This is a genomic window from Monashia sp. HAY1-11D (assembly GCF_056868035.1).
In genome coordinates, this window is sequence record NZ_CP200320.1 from 2,680,179 (window position 1) to 2,707,176 (window position 26,998).

At 71.7% G+C, this 26,998-nt stretch carries 21 protein-coding genes and 2 pseudogenes; 19 read left to right on the forward strand and 4 right to left on the reverse strand.

Features of this window, described 5'->3' with window-relative positions:
- Positions 1 to 239 precede the first annotated feature (239 nt).
- A pseudogene (ggt, locus tag AC1VM9_RS12370) lies at positions 240 to 1,936 on the forward strand (gamma-glutamyltransferase).
- A 222-nt stretch (positions 1,937 to 2,158) separates the two neighbouring features.
- Positions 2,159 to 3,424 (forward strand): choice-of-anchor P family protein, encoded by a 1,266-nt coding sequence (locus tag AC1VM9_RS12375; protein ID WP_483122869.1) that lies wholly within the window; start codon positions 2,159 to 2,161, stop codon positions 3,422 to 3,424.
- Positions 3,425 to 3,529: 105 nt separating this feature from the next.
- Here the strand turns inward: AC1VM9_RS12375 and AC1VM9_RS12380 are convergent, their stop codons facing one another.
- Positions 3,530 to 4,450, reverse strand: a complete 921-nt coding sequence (locus tag AC1VM9_RS12380; RefSeq protein ID WP_483122870.1) for a DUF3152 domain-containing protein — start codon at positions 4,448 to 4,450, stop codon at positions 3,530 to 3,532.
- Between the two features lie 395 nt (positions 4,451 to 4,845).
- Between AC1VM9_RS12380 and rplJ the strand changes: the two genes are divergently transcribed.
- Both rplJ and rplL read left to right on the forward strand, forming a co-directional pair.
- Complete coding sequence (gene rplJ / locus AC1VM9_RS12385; RefSeq protein ID WP_481340673.1) at positions 4,846 to 5,430, forward strand: 50S ribosomal protein L10; 585 nt, start codon at positions 4,846 to 4,848, stop codon at positions 5,428 to 5,430.
- Between the two features lie 61 nt (positions 5,431 to 5,491).
- Positions 5,492 to 5,879 (forward strand): annotated as a pseudogene (gene rplL, locus AC1VM9_RS12390) (50S ribosomal protein L7/L12).
- A gap of 144 nt (positions 5,880 to 6,023) precedes the next feature.
- On the opposite strand, the gene AC1VM9_RS12395 reads toward rplL, so the two are convergent.
- Complete coding sequence (locus tag AC1VM9_RS12395) at positions 6,024 to 7,406, reverse strand: FAD-binding oxidoreductase (protein WP_483124009.1); 1,383 nt, start codon at positions 7,404 to 7,406, stop codon at positions 6,024 to 6,026.
- 96 nt (positions 7,407 to 7,502) lie between these two features.
- Here AC1VM9_RS12395 and AC1VM9_RS12400 point away from each other — a divergent pair, with 96 nt between their 5' ends.
- Positions 7,503 to 8,387, forward strand: a complete 885-nt coding sequence (locus AC1VM9_RS12400; protein WP_483122872.1) for a hypothetical protein — start codon at positions 7,503 to 7,505, stop codon at positions 8,385 to 8,387.
- A 30-nt stretch (positions 8,388 to 8,417) separates the two neighbouring features.
- Here AC1VM9_RS12400 and AC1VM9_RS12405 read toward each other — a convergent pair whose 3' ends face one another.
- Complete coding sequence (locus AC1VM9_RS12405; protein ID WP_483122873.1) at positions 8,418 to 8,891, reverse strand: DUF4178 domain-containing protein; 474 nt, start codon at positions 8,889 to 8,891, stop codon at positions 8,418 to 8,420.
- Between the two features lie 169 nt (positions 8,892 to 9,060).
- On the opposite strand from AC1VM9_RS12405, the gene AC1VM9_RS12410 reads away from it, so the two are divergent.
- From AC1VM9_RS12410 to AC1VM9_RS12470, 13 genes are all read left to right on the forward strand, one after another.
- A complete protein-coding gene (locus tag AC1VM9_RS12410) occupies positions 9,061 to 10,104 on the forward strand; it encodes an ABC transporter ATP-binding protein (protein ID WP_483122874.1) in 1,044 nt (347 codons plus the stop codon).
- Position 10,105: 1 nt separating this feature from the next.
- Entirely contained in the window at positions 10,106 to 10,876 is a 771-nt protein-coding gene (locus tag AC1VM9_RS12415; protein ID WP_481340678.1) for an MlaE family ABC transporter permease, read from the forward strand.
- A gap of 7 nt (positions 10,877 to 10,883) precedes the next feature.
- Complete coding sequence (locus AC1VM9_RS12420) at positions 10,884 to 11,738, forward strand: MlaE family ABC transporter permease (protein ID WP_481345161.1); 855 nt, start codon at positions 10,884 to 10,886, stop codon at positions 11,736 to 11,738.
- On the forward strand, positions 11,735 to 13,102 hold the full coding sequence (locus AC1VM9_RS12425) for an MCE family protein (RefSeq protein ID WP_483122876.1): 1,368 nt from the start codon (positions 11,735 to 11,737) through the stop codon (positions 13,100 to 13,102). The genes AC1VM9_RS12420 and AC1VM9_RS12425 overlap by 4 nt, the downstream gene beginning before the upstream one ends.
- A complete protein-coding gene (locus tag AC1VM9_RS12430; protein ID WP_481340681.1) occupies positions 13,099 to 14,130 on the forward strand; it encodes an MCE family protein in 1,032 nt (343 codons plus the stop codon). Before AC1VM9_RS12425 ends, AC1VM9_RS12430 begins: the two co-directional genes overlap by 4 nt.
- Entirely contained in the window at positions 14,127 to 15,155 is a 1,029-nt protein-coding gene (locus AC1VM9_RS12435; RefSeq protein ID WP_481340682.1) for an MCE family protein, read from the forward strand. Before AC1VM9_RS12430 ends, AC1VM9_RS12435 begins: the two co-directional genes overlap by 4 nt.
- Positions 15,155 to 16,345, forward strand: coding sequence for an MCE family protein (locus AC1VM9_RS12440; RefSeq protein ID WP_481340683.1), 1,191 nt, complete (start codon positions 15,155 to 15,157; stop codon positions 16,343 to 16,345). The genes AC1VM9_RS12435 and AC1VM9_RS12440 overlap by 1 nt, the downstream gene beginning before the upstream one ends.
- Complete coding sequence (locus AC1VM9_RS12445; protein WP_481340684.1) at positions 16,345 to 17,586, forward strand: MCE family protein; 1,242 nt, start codon at positions 16,345 to 16,347, stop codon at positions 17,584 to 17,586. The genes AC1VM9_RS12440 and AC1VM9_RS12445 overlap by 1 nt, the downstream gene beginning before the upstream one ends.
- Entirely contained in the window at positions 17,583 to 18,911 is a 1,329-nt protein-coding gene (locus tag AC1VM9_RS12450; protein ID WP_481340685.1) for an MCE family protein, read from the forward strand. The genes AC1VM9_RS12445 and AC1VM9_RS12450 overlap by 4 nt, the downstream gene beginning before the upstream one ends.
- Positions 18,912 to 18,962: 51 nt before the next feature.
- Positions 18,963 to 19,586, forward strand: a complete 624-nt coding sequence (locus AC1VM9_RS12455) for a hypothetical protein (protein WP_483122878.1) — start codon at positions 18,963 to 18,965, stop codon at positions 19,584 to 19,586.
- Positions 19,570 to 20,334, forward strand: coding sequence for a hypothetical protein (locus tag AC1VM9_RS12460; RefSeq protein WP_483122880.1), 765 nt, complete (start codon positions 19,570 to 19,572; stop codon positions 20,332 to 20,334). Before AC1VM9_RS12455 ends, AC1VM9_RS12460 begins: the two co-directional genes overlap by 17 nt.
- 79 nt (positions 20,335 to 20,413) lie before the next feature.
- Positions 20,414 to 21,388 (forward strand): nitrilase-related carbon-nitrogen hydrolase, encoded by a 975-nt coding sequence (locus AC1VM9_RS12465; protein ID WP_483122881.1) that lies wholly within the window; start codon positions 20,414 to 20,416, stop codon positions 21,386 to 21,388.
- Positions 21,389 to 21,483: 95 nt separating this feature from the next.
- Positions 21,484 to 22,494, forward strand: coding sequence for an agmatine deiminase family protein (locus tag AC1VM9_RS12470; protein ID WP_483124010.1), 1,011 nt, complete (start codon positions 21,484 to 21,486; stop codon positions 22,492 to 22,494).
- A 16-nt stretch (positions 22,495 to 22,510) separates the two neighbouring features.
- Here AC1VM9_RS12470 and AC1VM9_RS12475 read toward each other — a convergent pair whose 3' ends face one another.
- Entirely contained in the window at positions 22,511 to 23,023 is a 513-nt protein-coding gene (locus AC1VM9_RS12475) for a DUF4282 domain-containing protein (RefSeq protein ID WP_483122883.1), read from the reverse strand.
- A gap of 490 nt (positions 23,024 to 23,513) precedes the next feature.
- On the opposite strand from AC1VM9_RS12475, the gene rpoB reads away from it, so the two are divergent.
- On the forward strand, positions 23,514 to 26,996 hold the full coding sequence (rpoB, locus tag AC1VM9_RS12480) for a DNA-directed RNA polymerase subunit beta (protein WP_481340689.1): 3,483 nt from the start codon (positions 23,514 to 23,516) through the stop codon (positions 26,994 to 26,996).
- Positions 26,997 to 26,998: the final 2 nt, after the last annotated feature.

The following is a 26,998-nucleotide window of genomic DNA, read 5'->3' on the forward strand; positions in this document are numbered from 1 at the left end:
CGCCGAATCGGCCGGGTCGCCAGGGCGCCCGAACGGCCTTGCGCGAGTACGGTCGACGGATGAGCCGACAGACACGCAGCACCAGACGTTGGGTCGTGGCGGGTGTCAGCGCGGGCCTCCCGCTCGCCCTGCTCGCGCCTCAGGCGGGCGCGCAGCCCGCGACCCCGACCTCCGCCCCCAGCCACACGACCGACCGCGGATGGCACGGCCGCCCCGCCACGCTGCCGAAGGTGCCCGTCATGACGGGTTCCGGTGGAGCGGTCAGCTCCGTCGACCGGGACGCCTCGCAGGTCGGCATCGACGTCCTCGCCCGGGGCGGCAACGCGGCCGACGCGGCCGTGGCCACCGCCGCCGCCCTCGGGGTCACCGAGCCGTACAGCGCCGGCATCGGCGGTGGCGGCTTCCTCGTCTACTACGACGCCCGCACCAAGAAGGTGAGCACGATCGACGGCCGCGAGACGGCGCCGATGTCCTTCACCGACCAGGCCTTCATCGACCCGGCGACCGGCCAGCCCTATGCCTTCAACACGGCTGTGAACTCCGGCCTGTCGGTCGGTGTCCCGGGAACTCCGGCGCTGTGGGCCAAGGCCCTGCGCGACTACGGCACGCTCTCCTTCAACGAGGCGCTCAAGCCGGCCGAGCGCCTGGCGGCGAAGGGCTTCGTCGTCGACCAGACCTTCCACGACCAGACCGCCCAGAACGCCGACCGCTTCTCGAGGTTCCCCGCCACGGCGCGGGTGTTCCTGCCCGGGGGCAGCCGCCCGCCGTCGGCTCGACGTTCACCAACCCCGACATGGCCAAGGCGTACCGGACGCTGCGCACCCAGGGGCTCGACGTCCTCTACCGCGGGCGCCTCGGCGAGGCGATCGTCCGCGAGGTCAACGCGCCGCATACCAAGCCCGGTCAGGAGGTCATGGGCGGCACGATGACGCTGCGCGACCTCGCGGCCTACCGTGCGCTGACCAAGGCGCCGATCCACTCGCGGTACGAGGGTCTCGACGTCTACGGCATGCCGGTGCCGAGCTCGGGCGGCATCGCCGTGGCCGAGATCCTCAACCTCATGAAGGCCTACGAGGACCGCACCGGAGTGGCGACCAGCGACGTCAGCGACGTCCAGTACCTCCACCGCTTCTCGGAGGCGTCGGCCACGGCGTTCGCCGACCGCAACCGGTACGTCGGTGACGTCCCCGGCGTGCCGGTGTCCCAGCTCGTCAACCCCGACTTCGCCGCCGAGCGCGCCTGCCTGTTCGACCCGGCCAAGGCCCACTCGCGGCCCATACCTCCGGGCGTGCCCGACGGCTCCTACGACACCTCGTGCGCCACCGCCCCCGCGTCGGCGCAGCCCAGCGAGGGGCAGTCGACCACTCACCTCACGGCGGCGGACCGGTGGGGGAACGTGGCGTCCTACACGTTGACCATCGAACAGACGGGCGGCTCGGGGATCACCGTGCCCGGTTGGGGCTTCCTGCTCAACAACGAGCTGACCGACTTCAACTTCGCCCCGACGCAGGGCGATGCGCCCGACCCCAACCTCCCGGGCCCCGGCAAGCGGCCGCGCTCGTCCATGAGCCCGACGATCATCCTGAAGGACGGCACGCCGTTCCTGGCGGTCGGCTCGCCCGGTGGCGCCACGATCATCACGTCGGTGTCGCAGACGATCCTCGGCTACCTCGACCGTGACCTCTCCCTCGTCGACGCGATCGCCGCACCGCGGCTCTCGTCGCGCAACAGCGCCTCGGGGGAGGGTGCGGAGCCGGCGTTCCTGGCCAGCCCCGCGGCCGCCGGTCTGCGCGCCCTGGGCCACACGCTGACCGACGCCGGCGAGATCGGTGCCGTCACGGCCATCCGCAGCCTCGGCGACGGGGTCTTCGAGGCGGCGGCCGAACCGGTGCGCCGCGGCGGCGGCTCCGCGATGGTGGTCCACCCGGCTCCCTGACGCGGGATCGACCTGCTGCGACCGAGGCGCTCGCCGCCTGCCCACAGGAACAGGTGGCGGGCGCGTCGCACGTGCAGGTCCGGCCCTCCCACCTGCGGTTCTGCTGGGGAGCGCTTCGACAATTCGGGCCAACCACCCATAACACCTCGCGCTGCGCACTCGTTTGCCCGGTGGGTCGGTCACAGGGGACCGACGCTGTGTGGGATCGAGTCAGGAGCTTCCATGAGCACCATGCATCGCGCGGTACGGACCGCGTTCCTCTCGGCGGCGCTTGCCGTCTCCACCCTCCCGCTGGCGGGACCCGCGCAGGCCGCCGGCCTCCCGAACGTCGGGGTCCTGTCATACGCCTACGGCACCTACGCCGCCGTGGGCTCGAAGGTGGTGTCCGGGCCGGTGGCCTACGCCGGCATCGGGTGCACGACGACGTTCGGGCGCACCGTCAAGGGCACCGCTGCCGCCGTCAACGCCGCGCCCCTCGGCACCGTCGGGGCGACGTCGACCACGGCCTCCTCGTCCATCGAGAACGGGCTCAAGGTCAGCCGCACGACGGCCACGACGGGCGCTGTCAACCTCGTCGGCGGGCTCGTGCGCACCAGCGCCGTCAGCTCGGCCAGCACCGCCGTCGTCAACGGCAGCACCACGTTCACCGGCGGCAACCGTGCTCAGCTCGTCGGTCTCACGGTCGCCGGTCAGGCCCAGAGTGCGACCCCCGCGCCGAACACGGCCCTCTACCTGCGCGGCAGCGACGGCAAGCCGTACGCGACCGTCTACCTCAACCGCCAGACCAAGGCGTGGGTCGGCTCGGAGTGGCGGGTCCAGACCGTCGCGCTCCAGGTCGTCGTCACCGGCCGGAACCCGTTCGGCATCGACATCGGGTCCAACGTCCTCGTCGGCGTCTCCAGCTCGTCGCTGACCCGCCCGGTCGTGGGTCTCGTCGCGGGCACCGGCTACGCCACGAGCGCCAACGCCGCCGACGGCCGAGTGCTGTCGAGCCCGACGGCCCTGGCCCACCCGCAGTGCGCCGGCAGCACCGGCTCCGCCAACGTCGCGTCGGCCACCGTTCCGGGCGTCGTCACGACCGGCACGACGACGACCACGGTGGCCGCCACGGCCACGACGTCCTCCCGGGCGGTGCGGGTCATCAACCGGGTCGGCTCCCCGCGGGTGCTCGCCGGTGTCATCGGGGCCGACGCGCTCGTCGCGGACACCGCGGTGACACAGTCGAGCCCGTCGGCTGCGCCCGTCCTCGTCGACCGCAGCTCGTTCACCGGGCTGAGCATCCCCAAGCTTCCGGCCGTCAACGGGTCGGTACCGCCGAACACCGTCGTCACGGTGCCGGGCCTGGGCAAGGTGACGCTGCACAAGGTCACCCGCACCGCGAAGTCGATCGAGGTCGTCATGGTCGAGATCGTCACCGACCGCGTCCTCGGCTCACTGCCGACCGGTTCGGTCATCCGCATCGGCTACAGCTACAGCGCCGTCCTCTGACGGACGCGACCGGGGCGTCGGGCCGAGCACGGTGCCCGGCGCCCCGGGCGCGCCCCCTGGACGACGGGCCGCGGGGCCGGGAACCGGCGCGGGCTGCCGGACGCGTCAGGCGGGCTTCGGGCTCGGCCAGTTCCAGGCGGTGCAGCCCTTGAGGCCGTAGCTCTGCTGCATCATCACCGGCGCGGCCTGGCCGGGACCCCCGCAGTAGGCGTGCGCGTGACCGATGCCGTGGCCCACCTCGTGGTTGACGAGGTAGGTGCGGTACCCGGTGACGTCCTTGCCGTACGCATCGGCGCCGAGGACCCACCGACGCAGGTTGAGCACGACGCGCCCCGAGTTGTGGCAGCTGACCTGGCCACGGGTCTCGAGCGGGGCGCAGAGGCGGTCGGTGGTGTCCGGGCTCGCGAGGGTGATGCGCAGGTCCGGCGTGGTGCCCGCGGCGACCTGCTGGGGCGAGACACCGACGAAGCGGACGTGGTCGACGCCCTGCCAGCCCCGTCCGTCGGTGAGCACCGAGACGACCGTCCGCGTGTACTCGTCGGGATCGACGTCCAGGCCGCCCTCCATCTCGAGCGTGTAGCGGACGACGCGTCCGCTCGAGACGTGCGTGCGCTCGGCGTCGGTGGGCACGGCGAGGACGGTGAAGCGTCCGTCGCCCCGCTCGACGACGTGCGTCGCCGACGAGGTCGACGTGCCCTCCGACGCGGTGCCGGACGTCGGGCCCTGCGTCGCCGAGAGGGGACGCTGGCCCGCGACCGCGGCGTCGGAGCCCGGCATGAGCGGCGACGTCGGCACCGTCTCCACCGCGTCGACGTGGACGAGGGGGCCGGTCCCGGCGGTGAGGGCGACCCGGGACAGCACTGGGAGGGCGGCGGGGGAGTCGGTCTCACGCGCACCGGCCCAGCTCACCGACCAGACGTCGGCCGCGACGCAGGCCAGCACCGCTGTGCCGGCCCAGAGCCGCCGGCGCCGGAGGGCCCGCACGCCGGGGTGCTCGTGCCGGCGTGGTCCACCGCCAGTCACCATGGCCCCACGCTAGGTGCTCGTGGGGACGATTGCGAGGATGCTGGCGCGGACCCGCCGGATCGGGCAGGCCGCCGTGTCGCGTGGCGGGACTTCGCCGCGCGCTCGCGGCGCGCTCGCCGAGCCTGACGGGTTCTCGCCGGGCGCGGGATGGCTCGATTTTGTCGTGGCGGCCCGAGCACGTACGCTGGTCCGCGACCAATGACCGCCGGTTGGAGACGTGGTTCCACGACTCCCGAAGGTCCCGCACGATGCGGGCAACCGGCGCAGGCCGATCGAGCGAGAGCGGCACGCCCACGTGCCCGTCCGAGCCCCGAGCGCCTGCGCCGGGGCTCTTTTCGTGCAGGCCCTACGGAGATCCTCCTCCCGGCGTCACCACGCAAGGGAAGGAGGCCCAGATGGCGAACGCCGAGAAGACGGCAGCCATCGCCGAGATCACGGACCGTTTCCGTGAGTCCGGCGCGGCCGTTCTCACCGAGTACCGCGGTCTGACCGTGAAGCAGCTGTCCGAGCTGCGCAGCTCGATCCGAGAGCACGCCACCTACGCCGTGGTCAAGAACACGCTCACGGAGCTCGCCGCCAAGGAGGCCGGGATCACGGCCTTCGACGGCCAGCTCCAGGGCCCGTCCGCGATCGCCTTCGTCACCGGTGACCCGGTCGAGGCGGCCAAGGGCCTGCGTGACTTCGCCAAGGCACACCCGCTCCTCGTCATCAAGGCCGGCGTCCTCGACGGCAAGCCGCTGACGGCCGAGGACATCACGAAGCTCGCGGACCTCGAGTCCCGCGAGGTTCTCCTGGCCAAGCTGGCGGGCGCCATGAAGGGCTCGCTCACCAAGGCCGCGTACCTGTTCGTCGCTCCTCTGTCGCAGACGGCCCGTGTGGTCGACGCGCTGCGCCAGAAGGTCGAGGCCCAGGGACCCGCCGCGCCGGCTGCCGCCGACGAGGCCACCACCGACGTCGCCGAGGGTGGCGACGAGAGCTGACGCACGGCGTCGCTCAACCACCACAACGCCACTCACGGCAAGAAACAGGAAGGAAGCCATCATGGCGAAGCTCAGCACCGACGAGCTCCTCGACGCCTTCAAGGAGATGACCCTCATCGAGCTTCTCCGAGTTCGTGAAGCAGTTCGAGGAGACCTTCGAGGTCACCGCTGCTGCCCCCGTTGCCGCCGCTCCGGCGGCCGGCGGCGGCGCCGCTGCCCCCGTCGAGGAGGAGGAGAAGGACTCGTTCGACGTCGTTCTCACCGCCGCGGGCGAGAAGAAGATCCAGGTCATCAAGGAGGTCCGCGCCCTCACGAGCCTCGGCCTCAAGGAGGCCAAGGACCTCGTGGACGGCGCCCCGAAGCCCGTTCTCGAGAACGTCGACAAGGCTGCGGCCGAGAAGGCCAAGGAGCAGCTCGAGGGCGCCGGCGCGACCGTCGAGCTCAAGTGATCTGACCCGGCACTTGCCGGGATCACTGCCTCGCGAAGGCGGGTCCGACCATGCGGTCGGGCCCGCCTTCGCGTTGTCGCGCCGCGGGTCGAGGTGGCTCGTCGCGGTGGATTGCGACGGGATACCTCGAACCAGATGGCGTCGTCAGAACCCCGATCCGGGGTTGAGGATGCCCTGGGGGTCGAGGGCGGACTTGATGCGATGCGTCAGCGCCATGACGTCCGGGCCCACTTGCTCCGGGAGGGCGGCGCGCTTGAGCCGCCCGACGCCGTGCTCGCCCGTGATGGTGCCGCCGAGGCCGATGGCCAGGGTCATGACCTCGCGGAAGGCGATGGCCGCGCGCGCCCGGGCGGCCTCGTCGCCGGGAGGGTGCACGATGACCGGGTGGGTGTTGCCGTCGCCGGCGTGGGCGACGACGGGGATCTCGACCTCGCGACGGCGCGCGATCTCGGCGATGCCGGTGAGCAGCTCCGGCAGGCGGGGCACCGGCACACCGACGTCCTCGAGCATGAGCAGGCCCCGGCGCTCGATGGCCACGATGGCCGCCCGGCGCGCGGCGACGAACAGCTCGCCCTCGTCGGGGTCGGTCGTCGTGAAGCACTCCCGCGAGCCGTTCGCGGTGCACAGCTGCTCCATGACCGCGATCTCCTGGGCCCGGGCCTCGCCGGGCGCGTCGGACTGGGCCACGAGGAGGGCACCGGCGTCCCGGTCCAGGCCCATCGCGCGGTGGTCCTCGACGGCGTTGATCGAGGCCTGGTCCATCAGCTCCATCATCGAGGCGCGCAACCGCCCACCGATCGCGACGACCGCGCGGGCGGCGTCGGCGACGTCGTCGAAGGTGGCCACGAGCGTCGCCGGCGGGGCCTGGGCCGGCACGAGGCGCAGCGTCGCCCGGGTGACGACCCCGAGCGTGCCCTCGCTGCCGACGAAGAGCTTGACGAGCGACAGGCCGGCGGAGTCCTTGATGCGCGCGCCGCCGAGCCGGACCAGGGTGCCGTCGGCGAGGACGACGTCGAGCCCGAGGACGTAGTCGCTCGTCACGCCGTACTTGACGCAGCACAGGCCGCCGGCATTGGTCGCGACGTTGCCGCCGATCGAGCAGATCTCGAACGAGGACGGGTCCGGCGGGTACCAGAGGCCGTGCTCGGCGGCGGCCCGTTTGACCTCGGCGTTGAGGGCGCCGGGCTCGACGACGGCCGTGCGGGTGGCCGGGTCGACCTCGACGCGGCGCATCCGCTCGAGGCTGAGCACGACGCACCCGTCGACGGCGTTCGAGCCGCCGGACAGGCCGCTGCCGGCGCCGCGGGGCACGACGGGCACGCCGTGCGCCGACGCCCACCGGAGCGTGGCCTGGACGTCGGCGGCGGTCGTGGCGCGCACGACGACGCTCGGCGTCCCGGCACCGGGGTCGGCCGTGTAGTCGAAGCGGTAGGCCGCGACGCTGTCGGGTGCCGTGAGGACCGCGCCCGTCGGCAGCGCGTCGACCAGTTCGGAGAGGTCCTGCAGCTCGGGAGCGTCCTTGCCCACTGTCGTCACCACTCCACCGTAACGACGCCGGAGCACGCTCGCCGCCGCGGCGGCCGGTGCCCGTGGGCGCGGTGCGCCTGCCGGTAGGTTGACCGCATGGGATGGCGCTCGCATGCCAAGGGCCTCGCCTCCGGGGCGTTTCCGGGGGCTGACGAGGGGGCGACGCCGCAATGGACGCCGCCAGGTGCTGCGGCACCCTCGGGTCGCTACGGACCTCTCGTCAGCGTCACCCGGTTCGACGTCGCGCCGCCGGAGCTCGAGTGGCAGCTACCCCTCAACGGTGAGCTCTACCGGCTCATGCCGGGCTCGGACCGGCCCGACTACTCGCTGCTCGTCCTCGAGCGCCCGGTGCACTTCTATCCCGCGGAGGGGTTCGACCTCGGCCGCGTCGAGCCGGAGCAGCGCGTCCAGGACCAGCGCGGCCGCCGGATGGTGCGGGTCCACGCGATGCTGCTGTGCGCGCGCTTCGTCGGCCAGCAGCTGCACCCGGGCATGAGGGATCTGGCGGTCAACCTCGCCTACGTCATCGACAACTCGCTCGCGCGCGACGCCGTCGTGGACTTCGCCAAGATCGAGTTCGCCGCCGTCGGCTTCCTCAGCGAGGGACACTCGCCGCGCCGGTCCGAGGGGTCCGCGTCCGGGTCCGCACCGGAGGTCGTCGACCCCGACGACGCGTCGGCACGCGTCGGCGAACTGCTCGACGGTGTGGCCCGCACGCTGCACGCCGGCGTCGTCGCGTTCCGGGGCCGGGACGTCGAGCGCCTCGCGGCCACCATCACGGTCGGGCCCGACCACCGGCTCACCGGCCTGTCCGGCAACGCCGACGGGCAGGCCCCCGTCCCGACGCCCGAGACGTTCGACCGGCTCAACGCGGCTCTCGCGGGGCTGGCCCGGCTCGGGGCGGCCGGCAGCGTCGCGTCGGTGACGCTGCACGTCGAGGACGGCCGGCTACGGCACGAGGTCACCGCCACGCACGGCTAGGGATCCGGGGTCGCCGGTTGTGCGGTGGGCTCAGCCGACGACGTCGTGGTAGGCGGTCACGGCCTCCGGGCGGGCCCGCCGGCCGGTGCTGATCTCCCAGACGCCGCCGTCGAAGCTCTCGAAGACGAGGACGGCATCGGCCCCCGACGTGTACTCGACGAACTCGCACGTGCCGTCCCGGCCGGTGCCGGTGTCGCCGGTGGCCGTGTACGTGGCCGTGCCGGCCTCGTCGAGGTCCCACTCGCGCCCGTCGAGGGTGAGGCCGCGCAGATCCGGCTCGCCGACGAGGTCGTGGCGCGCGGTCCACTCGATGACGGTGTCGCGGTCGCGGGGACTGATCGCGACCCACTCGCGGCTGCCCGACCGTGACCCCTCGACGCAGTGCTCGCGCCACCGACGCCCGTCGCTGACGAAGCGGAGCGTCCCGAGCACGCGCCGGGGCCGGCCCTCGACCTCGATGACGGCACCGGGCTCGACCTGCGAGGCCAACAGCTGTGCCCGCATCAGCCCTCCTCGTCGCTCCCGGCTCCCATCCCCGCCATGCGGCCTGCTCACAGGGTAGGGGTGCCCGACGCCGAATGGGGGGAGGGTGAACTCGCGCGTAACTTCGCCCCTGACCACTCGTTTCCCAGACAACCGAGTCGAGACGGTCGAGACAACGAGTAGGTGCCACATGGGTGTGGAGATCGCGGTCAGCGGTCTGACCAAGACCTTCGGGTCGCAGACGATCTGGAAGGACGTCACCCTGACGCTCCCCGCCGGGGAGATCTCGGTGATGCTGGGCCCCTCGGGCACCGGGAAGTCGGTCTTCCTCAAGACCCTCGTCGGGCTGCTCAAGCCCGACGCCGGGTCGATCGTCATCAACGGCCAGGACCTCACGCGGCTGCGTGAGCACGACCTCTACGAGGTCCGCAAGCTCTTCGGCGTCCTCTTCCAGGACGGTGCCCTCTTCGGGTCGATGAACCTCTACGACAACATCGCCTTCCCCCTCCGCGAGCACACGCGCAAGTCCGAGTCCGAGATCCGGGGCATCGTCGGGGAGAAGATCGAGCTCGTCGGGCTCCAGGGCGCCGAGGGCAAGCTGCCCGGCGAGATCTCCGGGGGCATGCGCAAGCGGGCCGGCCTCGCCCGGGCCCTCGTGCTCGACCCCGAGATCATCCTCTTCGACGAGCCGGACTCCGGCCTGGACCCGGTGCGCACGGCCTACCTCAACCAGCTGATCGTCGACCTCAACGCCCAGATCGAGGCGACGTTCCTCATCGTCACGCACGACATCAACACGGCCCGCACGGTGCCCGACAACATCGGGCTGCTCTACCACCGCCACCTGGCGATGTTCGGCCCCCGCGAGATGCTCCTGTCCTCCGAGGAGCCGGTCGTGCGCCAGTTCCTCAACGCCCAGCGCGTTGGGCCCATCGGCATGTCCGAGGAGAAGGACGCCGACGAGCTGGCCGCCGAGTCCGGCCAGGAGCTGCCGCCGCTGCCACCGATCGCCCTGCAGCTCGAGCCGTCCGACGGGTCCGCGCGGCGCACGGCCCGACCCGCCGGTGCATGGTGCCGTGAGAACGGGGTGACGCCGCCGCCCGGCTCGTTCGCCACCGACGGGCACCTGCGCCCGACGCCAGTGGGCCCGACGCCGCCCGCCTCGACGCCGCCTGCCTCGACGCCGCCGGCCCCGGCCACGGCGCAGGCGGCGGCCCTGGACGGGGTGCGCTGACGTGGCCGCACCCCTCACCGGCGCCCTCCGGCAGTCCGGCTCGCTCTTCGCGCTCGCGCTGGACGTCATGCGGTCCCTGCCGCGACGACCGTTCCAGGTCAAGGAGTTCGTCCAGCAGGCGTGGTTCATCGCCAGCGTGACGATCCTGCCGACCGCCCTCGTGTCCATCCCGTTCGGCGCCGTCATCGCCCTGCAGCTCGGCACCCTGACGCGTCAGCTCGGCGCCCAGTCCTACACGGGGGCGGCGAGCGTGCTGGCCGTCCTGCGTGAGGCGAGCCCCATCGTCACGGCGCTGCTCATCGCCGGCGCCGGTGGTTCGGCCATCTGCGCCGACCTCGGCTCGCGCAAGATCCGCGAGGAGATCGACGCGATGGAGGTGCTCGGGATCAGCCCGATCCAGCGCCTCGTCGTGCCCCGGGTGCTCGCCTCGATGCTCGTCGCCGTCCTCCTCAACGGCCTCGTCTCCGTCGTCGGTGTCGTCGGTGGCTACGTCTTCAACGTCATCGTCCAGGGCGGCACGCCGGGCGCGTACATCGCCAGCTTCACCGCGCTCGCCCAGCTGCCCGACCTCTGGACGGCCGAGGTCAAGGCGCTCGTCTTCGGCGCGATCGCCGCCGTGGTCGCCGCCTACAAGGGGCTCAACGCCGGCGGTGGGCCCAAGGGCGTCGGTGATGCCGTCAACCAGAGCGTCGTCATCACCTTCATGCTCCTGTTCGTCGTCAACTTCGTCATCACGGCCGTGTACTTCCAGGTCGTCCCGCAGAAGATCTGAGGCCGCGATGACGACGAAGACCCAGAACCCCGCGGCGGAGCGCCTGCTCCATCTCGCCAGCGCGCCGTCGCGCACGCTCGACTCGCTCGGGGAGCAGATGCGCTTCTACGTGCGCTCGCTCGCGTGGAGCGGCCGCACGCTGCGCCGCTACAAGAAGGAGGTCGTCCGCCTCCTCGCCGAGGTGTCGCTCGGCACGGGCGCGTTGTCGGTCATCGGCGGGACCGTCGGCGTCATCGCGTTCCTCGCCTTCTTCACGGGCACCGAGGTCGGCCTGCAGGGCTACTCCTCGCTCGACCAGCTGGGCACCGGCGCCTTCACCGGGTTCTTCTCCGCCTACCTCAACACCCGCGAGATCGCCCCGCTCGTGGCCGGGCTCGCGCTAGCGGCGACGGTGGGCTGCGGGTTCACCGCCCAGCTCGGCGCGATGCGCATCTCCGAGGAGGTCGACGCGCTCGAGGTCATGGGCATCCCGTCGCTGCCCTTCCTCGTCACGACGCGGATGATCGCCGGGTTCGTCGCCGTCGTGCCGCTCTACGTCCTCGGCCTGCTCAGCTCCTACGCGGCCACCCGGTTCATCTCGACCTCGTACTTCGGCCAGAGCGAGGGCACCTACGACCACTACTTCCACCTGTTCCTGCCGCCGGGCGACGTCTTCTGGTCCTTCGGCAAGGTCATGGTGTTCGCGGTCGTCATCATCCTCATCCACTGCTACTACGGCTACACGGCCTCGGGAGGCCCGGCCGGCGTCGGCGTCGCGGTCGGCAAGGCGGTGCGCACCTCCATCGTGGCGATCAACATCGTCGACTTCTTCCTGTCCCTCGCGATCTGGGGCGCGACGACGAGCGTGAGGATCGCCGGATGACCGCCACCGCGCACCAGCCCGTCACCGACGTCAGCACGGACTCGACACCCGGGCCGGTCACCCAGCACACGCGCAAGCGGCTGGGGCAGAAGGCCTACGGCATGGTCTTCGTCGTCGTCGTCACCCTCCTCGTCGCCCTGTCGGTCGCCACCTTCCAGAAGCGGTTCACGCCGGTCGTCATGGTCACCCTCGAGACCAACCGCCTCGGCAGCCAGCTGCAGGAGAGCAGCGACGTCAAGCTGCGCGGCCTGCTCGTCGGCGAGGTCCGAAGCGTCTCGGTGACGCCTGACGGCGCCCGGCTCGAGCTGGCGCTGCAGCCGGACCAGGTCGGCCGGATCCCCGCGAACGTCAACGCCCGCCTCCTGCAGAAGACCCTCTTCGGAGAGCGGTACGTCGACCTCGTCACGGTCGCCGCGCCGAGCGCGAGGCACCTGCAGGCCGGTGACGTCATCACCCAGGACCGCAGTGCCGTCGGCATCGAGCTCGAGAGCGTCCTCGACGACCTCTACCCGCTGCTGCGCACCGTCCAGCCGGCCAAGCTGGCCACCACCCTGAACGCCCTCTCGACGACGCTCGACGGGCGTGGGGACCGCATCGGACGCAACCTGCAGCTGCTCGACCGCTACCTCAAGGCGATCAACCCGCAGATGCCCGTCATCGCCGACGACGTCAGCCTCCTCGCCGACGTCGCCGGCCTCTACGCCGACGTCAGCCCGGACCTCTTCCGGCTCACCGAGTCGCTGCGCGTCACCAACCGGACGATCGTCGAGAAGGACCAGCAGCTGGCCGCGTTCCTCGTCGGCACGGCGGGGTTCGCCGACACCACGGCAGGCTTCCTGCGCGACAACGGCGACCGGATCATCCAGGTCGGACGCGTGTCGCGCCCGACGCTGCAGCTGCTGTCCGAGTACTCCCCGATCTACCCGTGCATGGCCTCCGGTCTCGTCAACTGGCTGCCGCGGGTCAACGAGGCCTTCTCCGGCGGCACCTTCCACATCACGCTCGAGGTCGTCCCACCGCGTCCGGCCTACCAGCCCGGGGAGGAGCCGCGATGGCAGGACAAGCGCGGCCCGAACTGCTACGGCCTGCCGAACCCCCCTGGCTCCCAGTCGAACCCGTTCAAGGGCCACCACTTCGACGACGGCACCCGACCGGCCGGCAGCGGCACCCCGTTCAGCGGAGTTCCCCAGGCGCTGCTCGGGGAGGCCGGTGCCTCCGACTCCGGCACGGCCGGAACCGTCGACGAGCAGCGCGTCGTCGCGGCGCTGCTCGCCCGTGACGACTCGGACGACGCCGCCCCGAGGGGCATCCAGACGCTGCTCGCCGGGCCGCTCATGCGCGGGACGGTGGTGAGCACCCGATGAGGTGGAAGGCATCGCTCGTCAAGCTCGTCGTGTTCGCGCTCGTGACCCTCGCGGCCACCGGCGTCCTCGCGATGACCATCGCCAACATCCAGCTCGGTTCCAAGGCGACGTACACCGCCCTGGTCACCGACGCCACCGGCGTCGTCGAGGGACAGGACGTGCGGATCGCGGGCGTCCGGGTGGGGGAGGTCGAGGACGTCCGGGTGGCCCGGGCGCCGGGCACCGGGCAGGCGGTCGCGCAGGTCGACTTCACGGTGCTCAAGAGCTCGGTGCTGACCCGCGGCACCGAGGTCACCGTCAAGTACCGCAACCTCGTGGGCCAGCGCTACCTCGCGCTGACCCAGGGGACCGGGTCGGCCGCACCGCTGCCCGACGGTGCGACGATCCCGCTGGCGCGCACGCACCCGGCCCTCGACCTCACCGTCCTGTTCAACGGCTTCAAGCCGCTCTTCGCGGCGCTGTCGCCCAAGGACGTCAACGAGCTGTCGGGCCTCCTCATCGAGACGCTCCAGGGCGAGGGCGGCAACGTCAACGCGCTGCTGGCCAAGACCGCGAGCCTCACCTCGACCCTCGCCGACCGCGACGCCGTCATCGGACGCACCATCGACAACCTCAACGCCGTCCTCGGCACCGTCGACGCCCATGACCAGCAGCTGCTCGACCTCATCGACCAGCTCCAGCGGTTCACCAGCGGCCTTGCCGCCGACCGCGAGACCATCGGGCGCACCCTGTCCGGGATCAACGACCTCTCCGCCGAGACCGCCGACCTGCTGGTGACCACGCGTCCGCTCATCAAGGACGACGTCGCCCAGCTGCGGACCCTGTCGACGACGCTCAACAAGCCCGCCAACGTCAAGCTGTTCGAGGACTTCGTCACGTCGGCGCCGCGGCGCATCGAGACCCTGACCCGTACCGCCACGTACGGCTCGTGGTTCAACTTCTACCTGTGCCGCTTCGACACGAGGAGCCCCATCCTGCCCGGCGTCTCCCCCTCCTACGACGTCTCGTCCGCGAGGTGCCAGCCATGAGGTCGCGCAGCATCCCGTTCCGCGAGCGCAACCCCGTCCCGATCGGTGCCGCCGGGCTCGTCGTCATCGCGCTGCTCCTGTTCCTCGCGTTCAACGCCTCGAGCCTGCCGGTCATCGGCGGCGGCACCGGCTACAGCGCGGCCTTCACCGAGGCCGGCGGCATCCGCCCCGACGACGACGTGCGCCTCGCCGGCGTCAAGGTCGGCAAGGTCACCGGCGTCGACCTCGAGGGGTCGCACGTGCGCGTCGACTTCGTCGTCACCGACGACTCCGTGCAGCTCGGCTCGCTGACCGGCGCCTCGATCCGCATGAAGACCCTGCTGGGGGAGAAGTACGTCGCCCTCGACCCGAAGGGCAGCGGGCGGCTCGACGCCGGGTCGCAGATACCGACGACGCGCACCGTCAGCTCCTACGACGTCATCAACGCCTTCCAGGACCTCACGACGACGACCGAGCGCATCGACACCGACCAGCTCGCGAAGTCCCTGACCGTCATGGCCACCGAGTTCCGCGACAGTCCGAAGTACGTCCGCTCGACGCTCGACGGCCTGTCGCGCCTGTCGCGCACCGTCGCCGGCCGCGACGAGCAGCTGTCCGCGCTGCTCCAGCGGGCCAACCGCGTCACCGGGCTGCTCAAGAGCCGCAACGAGCAGGTCGGCACGCTGATCCGCGACGCCGACGCACTCATGGTCGAGCTGGCCAAGCGTCGGGAGGAGATCCGCACGCTGTTCCGCAACACCTCGGCCCTGGCCCAGCAGCTCACCGGGCTCTCCCGCGACAACCGCGCCCAGCTCAAGCCCGCGCTCGACGAGCTCGACCGCACCCTCGCCCTGCTCCAGAAGCACGACGCCGACCTCCAGAAGACGATCAAGCTCATGGCCCCCTTCACCCGCGTCTACGCCAACACCCTCGGCACCGGCCGCTGGTTCGACACATGGGTCAGCAACCTCGTCGTGCCGGTCGGCACGCCCGGGCTCTCCCTTCCCGGCACCTCGCTGCCGCAGCTGCTCGGGGGTGGACGCTGATGGCCGCCGCCGTTGCCGCCCGCTCGCGGTCCCTGCTCACGATGCTCGTGGTCGCCGTCGCGGTCGTGGCGCTCGCCGCCGGGGCGTACACCTTCTGGCCGCGTGCCGAGCAGACGACCGTCAGCGCCGACTTCACCCGCGCCGTCGGGCTGTACCCCGGCTCGGACGTCCGCATCCTCGGCGTCCGCGTCGGGCAGGTCGACACGGTCGTGCCCGAGGGCGACCACGTCCACGTCACCTTCAGCTACGACGCCAGGTACCGCGTGCCCGCCGACGCCAAGGCCGCGATCGTCGCGCCGTCGCTGGTGTCCGACCGGTACGTGCAGCTCCTGCCCGTCTACACCTCCGGTCCCGCCCTCGCGGCCGGTACGCGAATCCCGTTGGAGCGCACGGCGGTCCCCGTCGAGCTCGATCGCGTCTCGCAGAGCCTCGACGACCTCATGGTGGCACTCGGCCCGGACGGCGCGAACAGGCAGGGAGCCCTGTCGCAGCTGCTCGAGACGTCGGCCGCCAACCTCGACGGCAACGGCACGAAGATCAACGGCACGGTCCACGACCTGTCCACGGCCCTGTCGACCCTCTCGGGCAGCCGCGAGGACCTCTTCGGCACGGTGCGGAACCTGCAGTCCTTCACCTCGATGCTCGCGACGAACAACGACCAGGTGCGCCGCCTCAACAGCGACCTCGCGACCGTGGCCGTGCAGCTGTCCGCCGAGCGCGACGACCTCCGGTCGGCGCTGAAGAACCTCGGCGTCGCGGTCGACGAGGTGCAGTCGTTCGTCAGGGACAACCGCGCGCTCGTCAAGACCGACCTCGACCGCGCCGTCGCCGTCACCGGCTCGCTCGTCAAGCAGCGTGACGCGCTGGCCCAGGTGCTCGAGAACGCACCGACCGCGCTGTCGAACCTGCAGAACGCCTACCACCCGCAGACCGGCACTCTCGACACCCGCAACAACGCCAAGGGCCTCGACGACCCGCTGCTGCTCGTCTGCTCGATCCTCACCGGGCCGACGCACAGCGGCAACAGCAAGCTGTGCGACACCCTGCGCTCGGCCCTGCTGCTCAGGCTGCCGCAGCTGCCCGCCCTGCCGAGCGGCACCCTGCTGCGTGGCACGCCGCAGCCGGGCGGCCTCGTCGACCTCCGCGGAGCCGACCCGTCCCTCGGCGGCCTGCTCGGGGGTGGTCGCTGATGTCGGCCCACACCCCGCAGGAGCCCTCGATGCGTCCGGTCCGCACCGCCCTCAAGGCCACGGCGACCGCCGTCGTCGCCTGCCTCGCCGTCGGTGGCTGCAACGCCTACGACCTGCCGCTGCCCGGCGGAGCCGGCACGGGCGACGACGCCTACACCGTCACCGCCGAGTTCTCCGACGTGCTCGACCTCGTGCCCCAGTCCTCGGTCAAGGTCAACCAGGTCAGCGTCGGCACCGTCGAGGACATCTCGGTCAACGGCTGGACGGCGACGGTGCGCCTGCGCCTGCCCCGCTCCGTCGTCCTGCCCGACAACGCGACCGCCGAGCTCAAGCAGACCTCCCTGCTCGGCGAGAAGTACGTGGCGCTGGCCCCGCCCACCGGGGTCGCGCCCGAGGGACGCCTGTCCGACGGCGACCGCATCCCGCTGTCGCGCACGACCCGCAACCCCGAGGTGGAGGAGGTGCTCGGCGCGCTGTCCCTGCTGCTCAACGGCGGCGGCGTCGCGCAGCTCAAGACGATCGAGGCCGAGCTCGACAACGCCCTGCGCGGTCGCACGGCCGACGTCCGCGACGTCATCGGCCAGCTCGACACCTTCGTCGGCGGTCTCGACGCGCAGAAGTCCGAGATCGTGCGGGCGCTCGACGGCATCGACCGGCTGAGCGCCACGCTCGCCGAGCACCGCGACGACATCGGCAAGGCCCTCGAGGAGCTGCCCAAGGGCCTGAAGATCCTCGCCGACCAGCGCCGGCAGCTGACCGCGATGCTCACCGCCCTCGACCACCTCGGCGCCGTCGGCACTCGCGTCATCAAGGGCTCCAGGGCCGACCTCGAGGCCAACCTGCGGGCCGTCAGCCCGATCCTGCACCAGCTCAACAAGGCCGGCGACGACCTGCCCAAGAGCTTCCAGCTGCTGCTGACCTACCCCTTCCCGAACAACGCCCAGTCGACGATCAAGGGCGACTACACCAACCTCTGGGCCACCCTCGACACCGACGTCGGCACCATCGCCGACAACCTCGGCATCGGCAGGCTGCCCGCCGGGGGCCTGCCGTCGCTGCCGGGTGTCCCGCTACCGTCCGTTCCCTCCGTCCCCTCTGTGCCGAAGGTCCCGGTGCCCACCGTCCCCGGCGTGCCCCTGCCGACGACCCTGCCCGGGCTGCCGCTCGGCCAGTCGGCGTCGGGGCCGGGCTCCGACGGGTCGGCCTGGTCCTCGCTGTTCCCGACGGGAGGCTCCCGGTGATCACCCGTACCGTCCGCATCCAGCTGGCCGTCTTCGCGCTGCTGTCCGTCGTGCTCGTGGCCGTGCTGTCGGCCAGGTACGTCGGCCTCACCGACAAGATCATCGGCGGCAGCTACGTCGTGTCGGCCGACCTCGCCGAGTCCGGCGGCATCTTCGTCGGGGCCGAGGTCACCTACCGGGGTGTCACAGTCGGCCGCGTCGAAGCGATGCGCCTGTCCGGCAACGGAGTTCGCGTCGACGCCCGCCTCGACCGAGGCACCGAGGTGCCCAAGGACACCAGGGCCGTCGTCGAGAACCGGTCAGCCGTCGGCGAGCAGTACCTCGACCTCCAGCCGCGCACCGACCGCGCGCCCTACCTCGCCGCGGGTGACGTCGTGCCCCGCGAGGACACCGCGTTCCCGATCCGCATCGACCAGCTGCTGCGGCACGTCGACCGGACCGTCGCGTCGGTGCCCCGCGACGCGCTCGTCACGACCGTCGACGAGCTCGGTGACGCCTTCGCCGACGGCGGGTCCGACCTCCAGCGGCTCGTCGACGCGGGTGACCGGCTGACGGTCGCCGCGACGCAGGCGCTCCCCGAGACGACGACGCTCATCGACGACGGCCGAATCGTCCTGACGACCCAGAAGCAGAGCGGGAGGGACATCCGCGCCAGCATCGCGGGCTTCGCCGACGTCGCGGACGCCCTGAAGCAGGCCGACCCGGACCTGCGCCTGGTCCTCGACCGCGGGGCCACCGCCGTCACCCAGCTCGACGCCCTCATTCGCGAGAACAAGCAGAGCCTCGCGGCGCTGCTCGCGAACTTCATCACCATCGGCAACGTCACGACGGCGCGGCTCGACGGCATCGAGCAGATGCTCGTCACCTACCCCGACGTCGTCACGGGCGGCTTCACCGTGATCCCCGGAGACGGCACCGCGCACTTCGGTCTGGTCCTCAACGCCGACGACCCCAAGGCCTGCGTGGCCGGCTACGAGGGGACCCGGAAGGTCGAGCCGCACCGGACGACGAACCTCCCGCCGACCAACTTCGACGCACACTGCGCCGCCGCCCGCGGCTCGGGCACCAACGTCCGGGGTGCGCAGAACGAGCCGAAGCCCCGCCCCGGCGGTGGCAGCGCCCAGAGCGGTGCCAGCTACCCGATGGCCTTCGGGTCGACGCCGGTGGCCCTCGGAAACGCGGCCGTGACCTCCGACAGCCCCGCCTCGTTGTCCGTACAGGCACCGGTCGCCCCGACCGGTGGACCCGGTTCGACACCGAACCCGACCAGCACCACCGACAACGGTCCGAGCTGGCTCTGGATGATGCAGGAGGCGCTCCGCTAGGCGCCGCACACCCAGGGTCGTCCGGGCCGGTGACGGAAGGACACCCCTCGAATGACCACGGTCACCCAGCGACCCACCGACCGGGGCGGACCGGCGCCCGACGACACCGAGGCCCGGCAGCCAGGCACCCGGCAGCCAGGCACCCCGGAACCGCGCACCACGGAACCGCGCACCCGGCAGCCGCGCACCAGGCGTCCTTCCGCGCGCGTCCTCTGGGCGCTGGCGGCGGTGTTCCTCCTCGCGGCCCTCGCCGTCACGGCGACGCTCGGGCGCGCCGCGTGGCAGGCCCGTCAGGCCGACGAGTCACGCTCGGCGGCGCTCGCCGCCGGACGGCAGATCGCCGTGAACTTCGTGACGATGCGTGCCTCCTCCTTCGACGCGGACACCAAGCGCGTCCTCGACGACGCCACCGGCCAGTTCCGCACCGAGTACGCCTCCACCCTGGCCCAGCTCAAGCCGGTCGTCACCGCGAACAAGACGGTCTCGACCGTCGAGCGCGCCGAGGCCGCTCTGGTCTCCGCCGACGACGACTCGGCCCGCGTCATCGTCGGGGTGGTCGCCCCGACGACCAACGCGTCGACGAGCACACCCGAGAAGAAGACGTACCGCCTGCGCCTCGACCTCGTGCGCGTCGGCGACGCCTGGAAGGTGAACGCCCTTGACTTCGTCAGCTGACACCCGCCGGACGACGCCTCCCGCCGCGTCGCCGAGGACGGCCGGGGCGCGCCGCCGCGTCGCCGGCTCCCGCCGCCGCGAGACCACCGGTCCTGGCCGTGCCGAGGTGCTGCCCACCCTGACCGCCCCGCCGACCGGCGCGGCCACGGCTCCCGCGGCCAGCGCCGTGCGCGTCGCGGCGTCCCCGGAGGCCGTGACCCCCACGGCCCCCGACGTGCGCGTCGGAGCACCCGCCGAAGCCGGCGCGGACGCGCCGCAACCTGGGCGCCGGCTGTGGCCGGCCGCCACCGCGGCGGTCCTCGCGCTCGCGCTGCTCGCGACGACGCTCGTGCTGTCGCTGCGTCCGACCGTCACGGACGCCGACCGCAGCGCGGCCGTCGGCTCGGCCCGCACGACGCTCGAGAGCCTCCTGAGCTACAGCGGCACCACCTTCGACCAGCACGTCGCCCAGGTGACGCCGCAGCTCGCCTCGCCGTTCCGCGAGCAGTTCACGAAGGTCGCGGCAGCCGACATCAAGCCGATGGCGGTCAAGAACGGTGCGACCGTCCAGGCCAAGGTCTACGACGCCGGCGTCATGGACGCGACCGGCGACGGCGGTGAGGGCACGACCGTGCGCGTCCTCGCCTTCGTCAACCAGGCGACGACGACGAAGGCGAGCACGACCCCCGCGATCGACCAGAACCGGGTCATCGCGACGATGCGGAAGGTGGGGGAACGCTGGCTCGTCAGCGACCTGGCCGCATTCTGAAAGGGGCTGGTCCCGGGCGCCCAGAGGGGGTCGTCCGGGACCGGGGCGGGGGAGCCCAGCGGTTGGCATACTGCCTCCTGTGAAGCTCATCCAGGCCAACGGTGTCCCCGAGTCCCTCGCCCGCGTCCACGCTCCGCAGGCCCCTCCGGTCCGTGTCGGAGTCGTCCAGCACGCGTGGGTCGAGGACCCCGCGGCCCTCGTCGACACCCTCCGGGACGGCGTCCGGACGGCAGCCGAGGCGGGAGCGTCGGTCGTCTTCCTGCCCGAGCTGACCCTGTCGCGCTACCCGGCCGACGCGCTGCCCGAGGGCACCCCGAACGCGACCGCCGAGGACCTCGAGACCGGTCCGACGGTCACCTTCGCCCGTGACGCTGCCCGGGACTTCGGCGTCCACGTGCACGCCTCGCTCTACGAGCGGGCCGACGCCCCGGACGGGGCGGCCGACGGCCTCGGCTTCAACACCGCCGTCCTCGTGGCCCCGAGCGGGCAGCTCGTGGCCCGCACCCGCAAGACCCACATCCCCGTGACGGCCGGGTACTACGAGGACCGGTACTTCCGCCCCGGCCCGCCCGAGGCCGCCTACCCGGTCATCGAGCTCGACGACCCGGCGATGCGCCTCGGCCTGCCGACGTGCTGGGACGAGTGGTTCCCCGAGGTCGCGCGGCTCTACTCCCTCGCGGGGGCGCAGGTGCTGTGCTACCCGACGGCGATCGGGTCCGAGCCGGACCACCCCGACTTCGACACGCAGCCGCTGTGGCAGCAGGTCATCGTCGGCAACGGCATCGCCAACGGCCTGTTCATGGTCGTGCCGAACCGCTACGGCACCGAGGGCCTCATCACGTTCTACGGCAGCTCGTTCATCTCGGACCCCTACGGCCGGATCCTCGTCCAGGCCCCGCGGGACGAGGCAGCGGTCCTCGTCGCCGACCTCGACCTCGCCCAGCGCCGGGACTGGCTCGAGCTGTTCCCCTTCCTGGCCACCCGGCGCCCCGACTCCTACGCCGCTCTCGCCGAGCCGGTCCGGGCCGAGCACCGCCGCGAGGTCGACGCGTGAGCGTGCCCGCCACCGACGCCACGGGCGCCAGCGGAGACACCGACGCCACCAGTGACACCGACGCGGCGGCTGCCCCGGCGGCGCCCGGCTGGCGGATGCCCGCCGAGACCGAGCCGCACGACTGCACGTGGATGGCCTGGCCGAGCCGGGGCTACACGCTCGGGGAGACCCCCGAGGAGGTGGCGACCGCGCGCGCGACGTGGGCGGCCGTCGCCGCCGCCGTCGTCGAGTTCGAGCCGGTCAGGATGGTCGTCACCCCGGCCGACCTGCCGGTCGCCGAGTCGCTCCTGCCCCCTGACGTCGAGCTCGTGCCCGCCGCCCTCGACGACGCGTGGATGCGCGACATCGGCCCGACGTTCGTCCGCTCGGCGGACGGCACGCGGCTCGGCGCCGTCGACTGGGTCTTCAACGGCTGGGGGGCCCAGGCGTGGGCCACGTGGGAGCACGACGCCCGCATCGGCTCGTTCGTCGCGGGCCTGGCCGGCGCCGAGCGCATCGGCTCGGCACTCGTCAACGAGGGCGGCGGCATCCACGTCGACGGGATCGGCACCGTCCTGCTGACCGAGACCGTCCAGCTGGACCCGGGGCGCAACCCGGGCCTGACCCGGGCCGACGTCGAGGCCGAGCTCGCGCGAACCCTCGGAGCCACGGCTTTCGTGTGGCTCCCGCGCGGACTGACCCGCGACTACGACGAGTTCGGCACCCGCGGGCACGTCGACATCGTCGCGACGATCCCGAGCCCCGGTGTCGTGCTCCTGCACGAGCAGCAGGATCCGGCCCATCCCGACCATGCCGTGTCCCGGATGCTGCGCGAGCTGCTCGAGGACGCCCGCGACGCGCGCGGCGAGCGCTTCGAGGTCGTCGGCGTCCCGGCCCCGCGCACCCTGTCCGACGCCGAGGGTCCCGTCGACTGGTCCTACCTCAACCATCTCGTCGTCAACGACGGCGTCATCGCCTGCACCTTCGGCGACCCGCAGGACGACGCGTCCCTCGGGGTGCTGCGCGAGGCCTATCCCGGGCGCCGCGTCGTCGGTGTCGAGGCCCGCCCGCTCTTCGACCGCGGCGGCGGCATCCACTGCATCACCCAGCAGCAGCCGGCGCTCTGACGCGCGTCCACGCAGGTCAGCCTGGCTGTCGGGCCTGCGGCAGCCGGCGGTGGACGTCCTCGCTCATCCGCACGACCGAGACACCGAGCTCGAGGCAGATGCGCACGATCGCGAGCCAGATGACGGCAGCGACCGGGCCGAAGACCAGGACGACGAGCCCTGTGCCGACGCTCGTGGCAAAGCCGCCGACGACGACGAGGACGTAGACGACCGCCGCCCAGACGATCGCCAGCACGTAGACGATGCGCACGATCGTCGGCGTGACGAAGGTCGTGAAGCTGACGTCGAACAGGGCCTGGAAGAAGCCGGCCGACGAGTCGGCGGGGGCCTCACCGGACGGGCCGGGAGCCGACGGGCCGGCAGGGGGCGATCCGGGAGCCGACGGGCCGGCAGCGGGCGACCCGGGCGCGGGTGATCCGGGCGCGGGTGATCCTGGCGCGGGGGAGCCGGGCGCGGGTGATCCGGGCGCGGGTGATCCGGGCGCGGGGGAGCCGAAGGCGCCCTGCTCCCGGGGGTTCTGGTCTGACATGGTGGAATCTCCTTCTCGAGTGGGCCCCGGGGCACGCCCGGCACGGCCGGTCGCGCCCAGCCTAGGGACGCCCGGTGCGCGGCGACGGGACCGGCGCGGGACGCCTCCGGACGGTGGGCGAGGGGCCCTCGCGGAGGCTCCCGACGCGCCCGCGAGGTGGGTGGCTCTTGACGGGCCGCCCGTTGAGCGCCATATTCGACGCGTTCGCATTGCGAGCTTCCCGGTCCGGGAGCGTGGCAGGCAGCCGCCGCGGCTGACACGGGTGACCACCTGTGGGCAGGCTCCGGCAGGCGTCTCCGCTCTTGACCCGGCTGGACACTCCTGCCCTTTGCCGGTAGGCTGGGCCTTTGCGCTGCCCTGCCCTCTCTCCGCGTGTCCAGTCAGGCTGACCACCGTGCCGTCCGGTACGAGTTCTGACCCGGGTCCCGTGAGCGAAGCCATGCGGCAACGCGGATCTGAAGATTCGAAAAGGCCCGTGGAAGGACCCTCCTTGGCTGCCTCGCGTACTGCGACGAACATGTCCACCGCACAGACCCCTTCGGGGCGTCTGTCCTTCGCGAAGATTCGCGAACCGCTCGAGGTCCCCGACCTCCTGGCCCTTCAGACGGAGAGCTTCGACTGGCTGCTCGGCAACGAGCGCTGGCAGGCCCGCGTCGCCGCGGCCAAGGCCGAGGGGCGCACCGACGTCCCGGACCGGTCCGGGCTCGAGGAGATCTTCGAGGAGATCTCGCCGATCGAGGACTTCAGCGGCTCGATGTCGCTGTCGTTCCGCGACCACCGCTTCGAGGAGACGCGCAAGACGATCGAGTCGTGCAAGGAGCGCGACCAGACCTACGACGCCCCGCTCTTCGTCACCGCCGAGTTCATGAACGCCCAGACGGGTGAGATCAAGAGCCAGACGGTCTTCATGGGCGACTTCCCGCTCATGACCGAGCGCGGCACCTTCATCATCAACGGCACCGAGCGTGTCGTCGTGTCCCAGCTGGTCCGCAGCCCGGGCGTCTACTTCGAGCGCACGCCCGACAAGACGTCCGACAAGGACATCTACACGGCCAAGATCATCCCGAGCCGCGGCGCCTGGCTCGAGTTCGAGATCGACAAGCGCGACATGGTCGGCGTCCGCGTCGACCGCAAGCGCAAGCAGTCCGTCACGGTGCTCCTCAAGGCGCTCGGCTGGACCGAGGCCCAGATCCTCGAGGAGTTCGGCGACTTCGAGTCGATGCGGATGACCCTCGAGAAGGACCACACGCAGGGCCAGGACGACGCCCTGCTCGACATCTACCGCAAGCTGCGCCCGGGCGAGCCGCCGACGAAGGAGGCCGCGCAGACGCTGCTCGACAACCTCTACTTCAACGGCAAGCGCTACGACCTCGCCAAGGTCGGCCGGTACAAGATCAACAAGAAGCTCGGCCTCGACGCGCCGATCAACGACTCGACGCTGTCCATCGACGACATCGTCAAGACGATCAAGTTCATCGTGACGCTGCACGACGGCGGCGACTCGATGAAGGGCGTCAAGCAGGGCGAGGAGATCGACGTCCGCGTCGAGGTCGACGACATCGACCACTTCGGCAACCGCCGCCTGCGGTCGGTCGGCGAGCTCATCCAGAACCAGGTCCGCACCGGCCTGTCCCGCATGGAGCGCGTCGTCCGCGAGCGCATGACCACGCAGGACGTCGAGGCCATCACGCCGCAGACCCTGATCAACATCCGCCCCGTCGTGGCGTCGATCAAGGAGTTCTTCGGCACCTCGCAGCTGTCGCAGTTCATGGACCAGAACAACCCGCTCGCGGGCCTGACGCACAAGCGGCGTCTGTCGGCCCTCGGCCCGGGTGGTATCTCCCGTGACCGCGCGCAGATGGAGGTCCGTGACGTCCACCCGTCGCACTACGGCCGCATGTGCCCGATCGAGACGCCGGAAGGCCCGAACATCGGCCTCATCGGCTCGCTCGCCTCGTACGGCCGCATCAACGCGTTCGGCTTCATCGAGACCCCGTACCGCAAGGTCGAGAAGGGCCACGTCACCGACGAGATCCACTACCTGTCCGCCGACGAGGAGGACCGCTACGTCGTCGCGCAGGCCAACGCCCAGCTCGACCTCGACGGCAACTTCGTCGACGAGCGGGTCCTCGTGCGCACCAAGGGTGGCGAGGTGGAGCTCGTGCCCGGTGAGGACGTCGACTACATGGACGTCTCGCCGCGCCAGATGGTCTCGGCCGCGACGGCGATGATCCCGTTCCTCGAGCACGACGACGCCAACCGTGCCCTCATGGGCGCCAACATGCAGCGTCAGGCCGTCCCGCTCGTCAAGAGCGAGGCGCCCCTCGTCGGCACCGGCATGGAGTACCGCGCCGCCCTCGACTCTGGCGACGTCGTCCGCGCCGACAAGCCCGGCGTCGTGCAGGAGGTCTCGGCCGACCTCGTCACGGTGGCCAACGACGACGGCACGTACCAGACGTACCGCATCGCCAAGTTCGCCCGCTCCAACCAGGGCACGAGCTACAACCAGGTCGTCGTCGTCAACGAGGGCGACCGCCTGGAGGCCGGCTCGGTCATCGCCGACGGTCCCGCCACGGACAAGGGCGAAATGGCGCTCGGGCGCAACCTGCTCGTCGCGTTCATGTCGTGGGAGGGTCACAACTACGAGGACGCGATCATCCTGTCGCAGCGCCTCGTGCAGGACGACGTCCTCTCCTCGATCCACATCGAGGAGCACGAGGTCGACGCCCGTGACACCAAGCTCGGCCCCGAGGAGATCACCCGGGACATCCCGAACGTCTCCGAGGACGTCCTCGCCGACCTCGACGAGCGCGGCATCATCCGCGTCGGGGCCGAGGTGCGCGACGGCGACCTCCTCGTCGGCAAGGTCACGCCCAAGGGCGAGACCGAGCTGACGCCAGAGGAGCGCCTGCTCCGTGCGATCTTCGGCGAGAAGGCCCGCGAGGTCCGCGACACCTCCCTCAAGGTGCCGCACGGCGAGACCGGCACGGTCATCGGCGTCAAGGAGTTCCGGGCCGACCAGGGCGACGACCTGCCCCCGGGCGTCAACCAGCTCGTCCGTGTCTACGTGGCCAACAAGCGCAAGATCACCGACGGTGACAAGCTCGCCGGCCGCCACGGCAACAAGGGCGTCATCTCCAAGATCCTCCCGGTCGAGGACATGCCGTTCCTCGAGGACGGCACGCCCGTCGACGTCGTGCTCAACCCGCACGGCGTGCCGCGACGGATGAACCTCGGCCAGATCCTCGAGCTGCACCTCGGCTGGGCCGCCTCCCGCGGCTGGAAGATCGAGGGCAACCCGGACTGGGCCAAGGAGATCGCGCCCGACGCCCACGAGGCCCCGCCCGGCTCCCGCGTCGCGACGCCCGTCTTCGACGGCGCGTCCGAGGACGTCGTGACCGGCCTGCTCGACTCGACGCTGAAGACGCGCGACGACGTGCGCCTCATCGACGCCTCGGGCAAGACGCGCCTGTTCGACGGCCGCTCCGGCGAGCCGTTCCCGGAGCCCGTCGCGGTCGGCTACATGTACATCCTCAAGCTGCACCACCTCGTCGACGACAAGATCCACGCGCGCTCGACGGGCCCGTACTCGATGATCACCCAGCAGCCGCTCGGCGGTAAGGCCCAGTTCGGTGGCCAGCGCTTCGGTGAGATGGAGGTCTGGGCGCTCGAGGCGTACGGCGCGGCCTACACGCTCCAGGAGCTGCTGACGATCAAGTCCGACGACGTCCCCGGACGCGTCAAGGTCTACGAGGCCATCGTCAAGGGCGAGAACATCCCCGACTCGGGCATCCCGGAGTCGTTCAAGGTCCTCCTCAAGGAGATGCAGTCCCTGTGTCTCAACGTCGAGGTCCTGAGCTCCGACGGCACGACGATCGAGATGAAGGAGTCCGACGAGGAGGTCTTCCGCGCGGCGGAGGAGCTCGGCATCGACCTGAGCCGGCGCGAGCCGTCCAGCGTCGAAGAGGTCTGAGA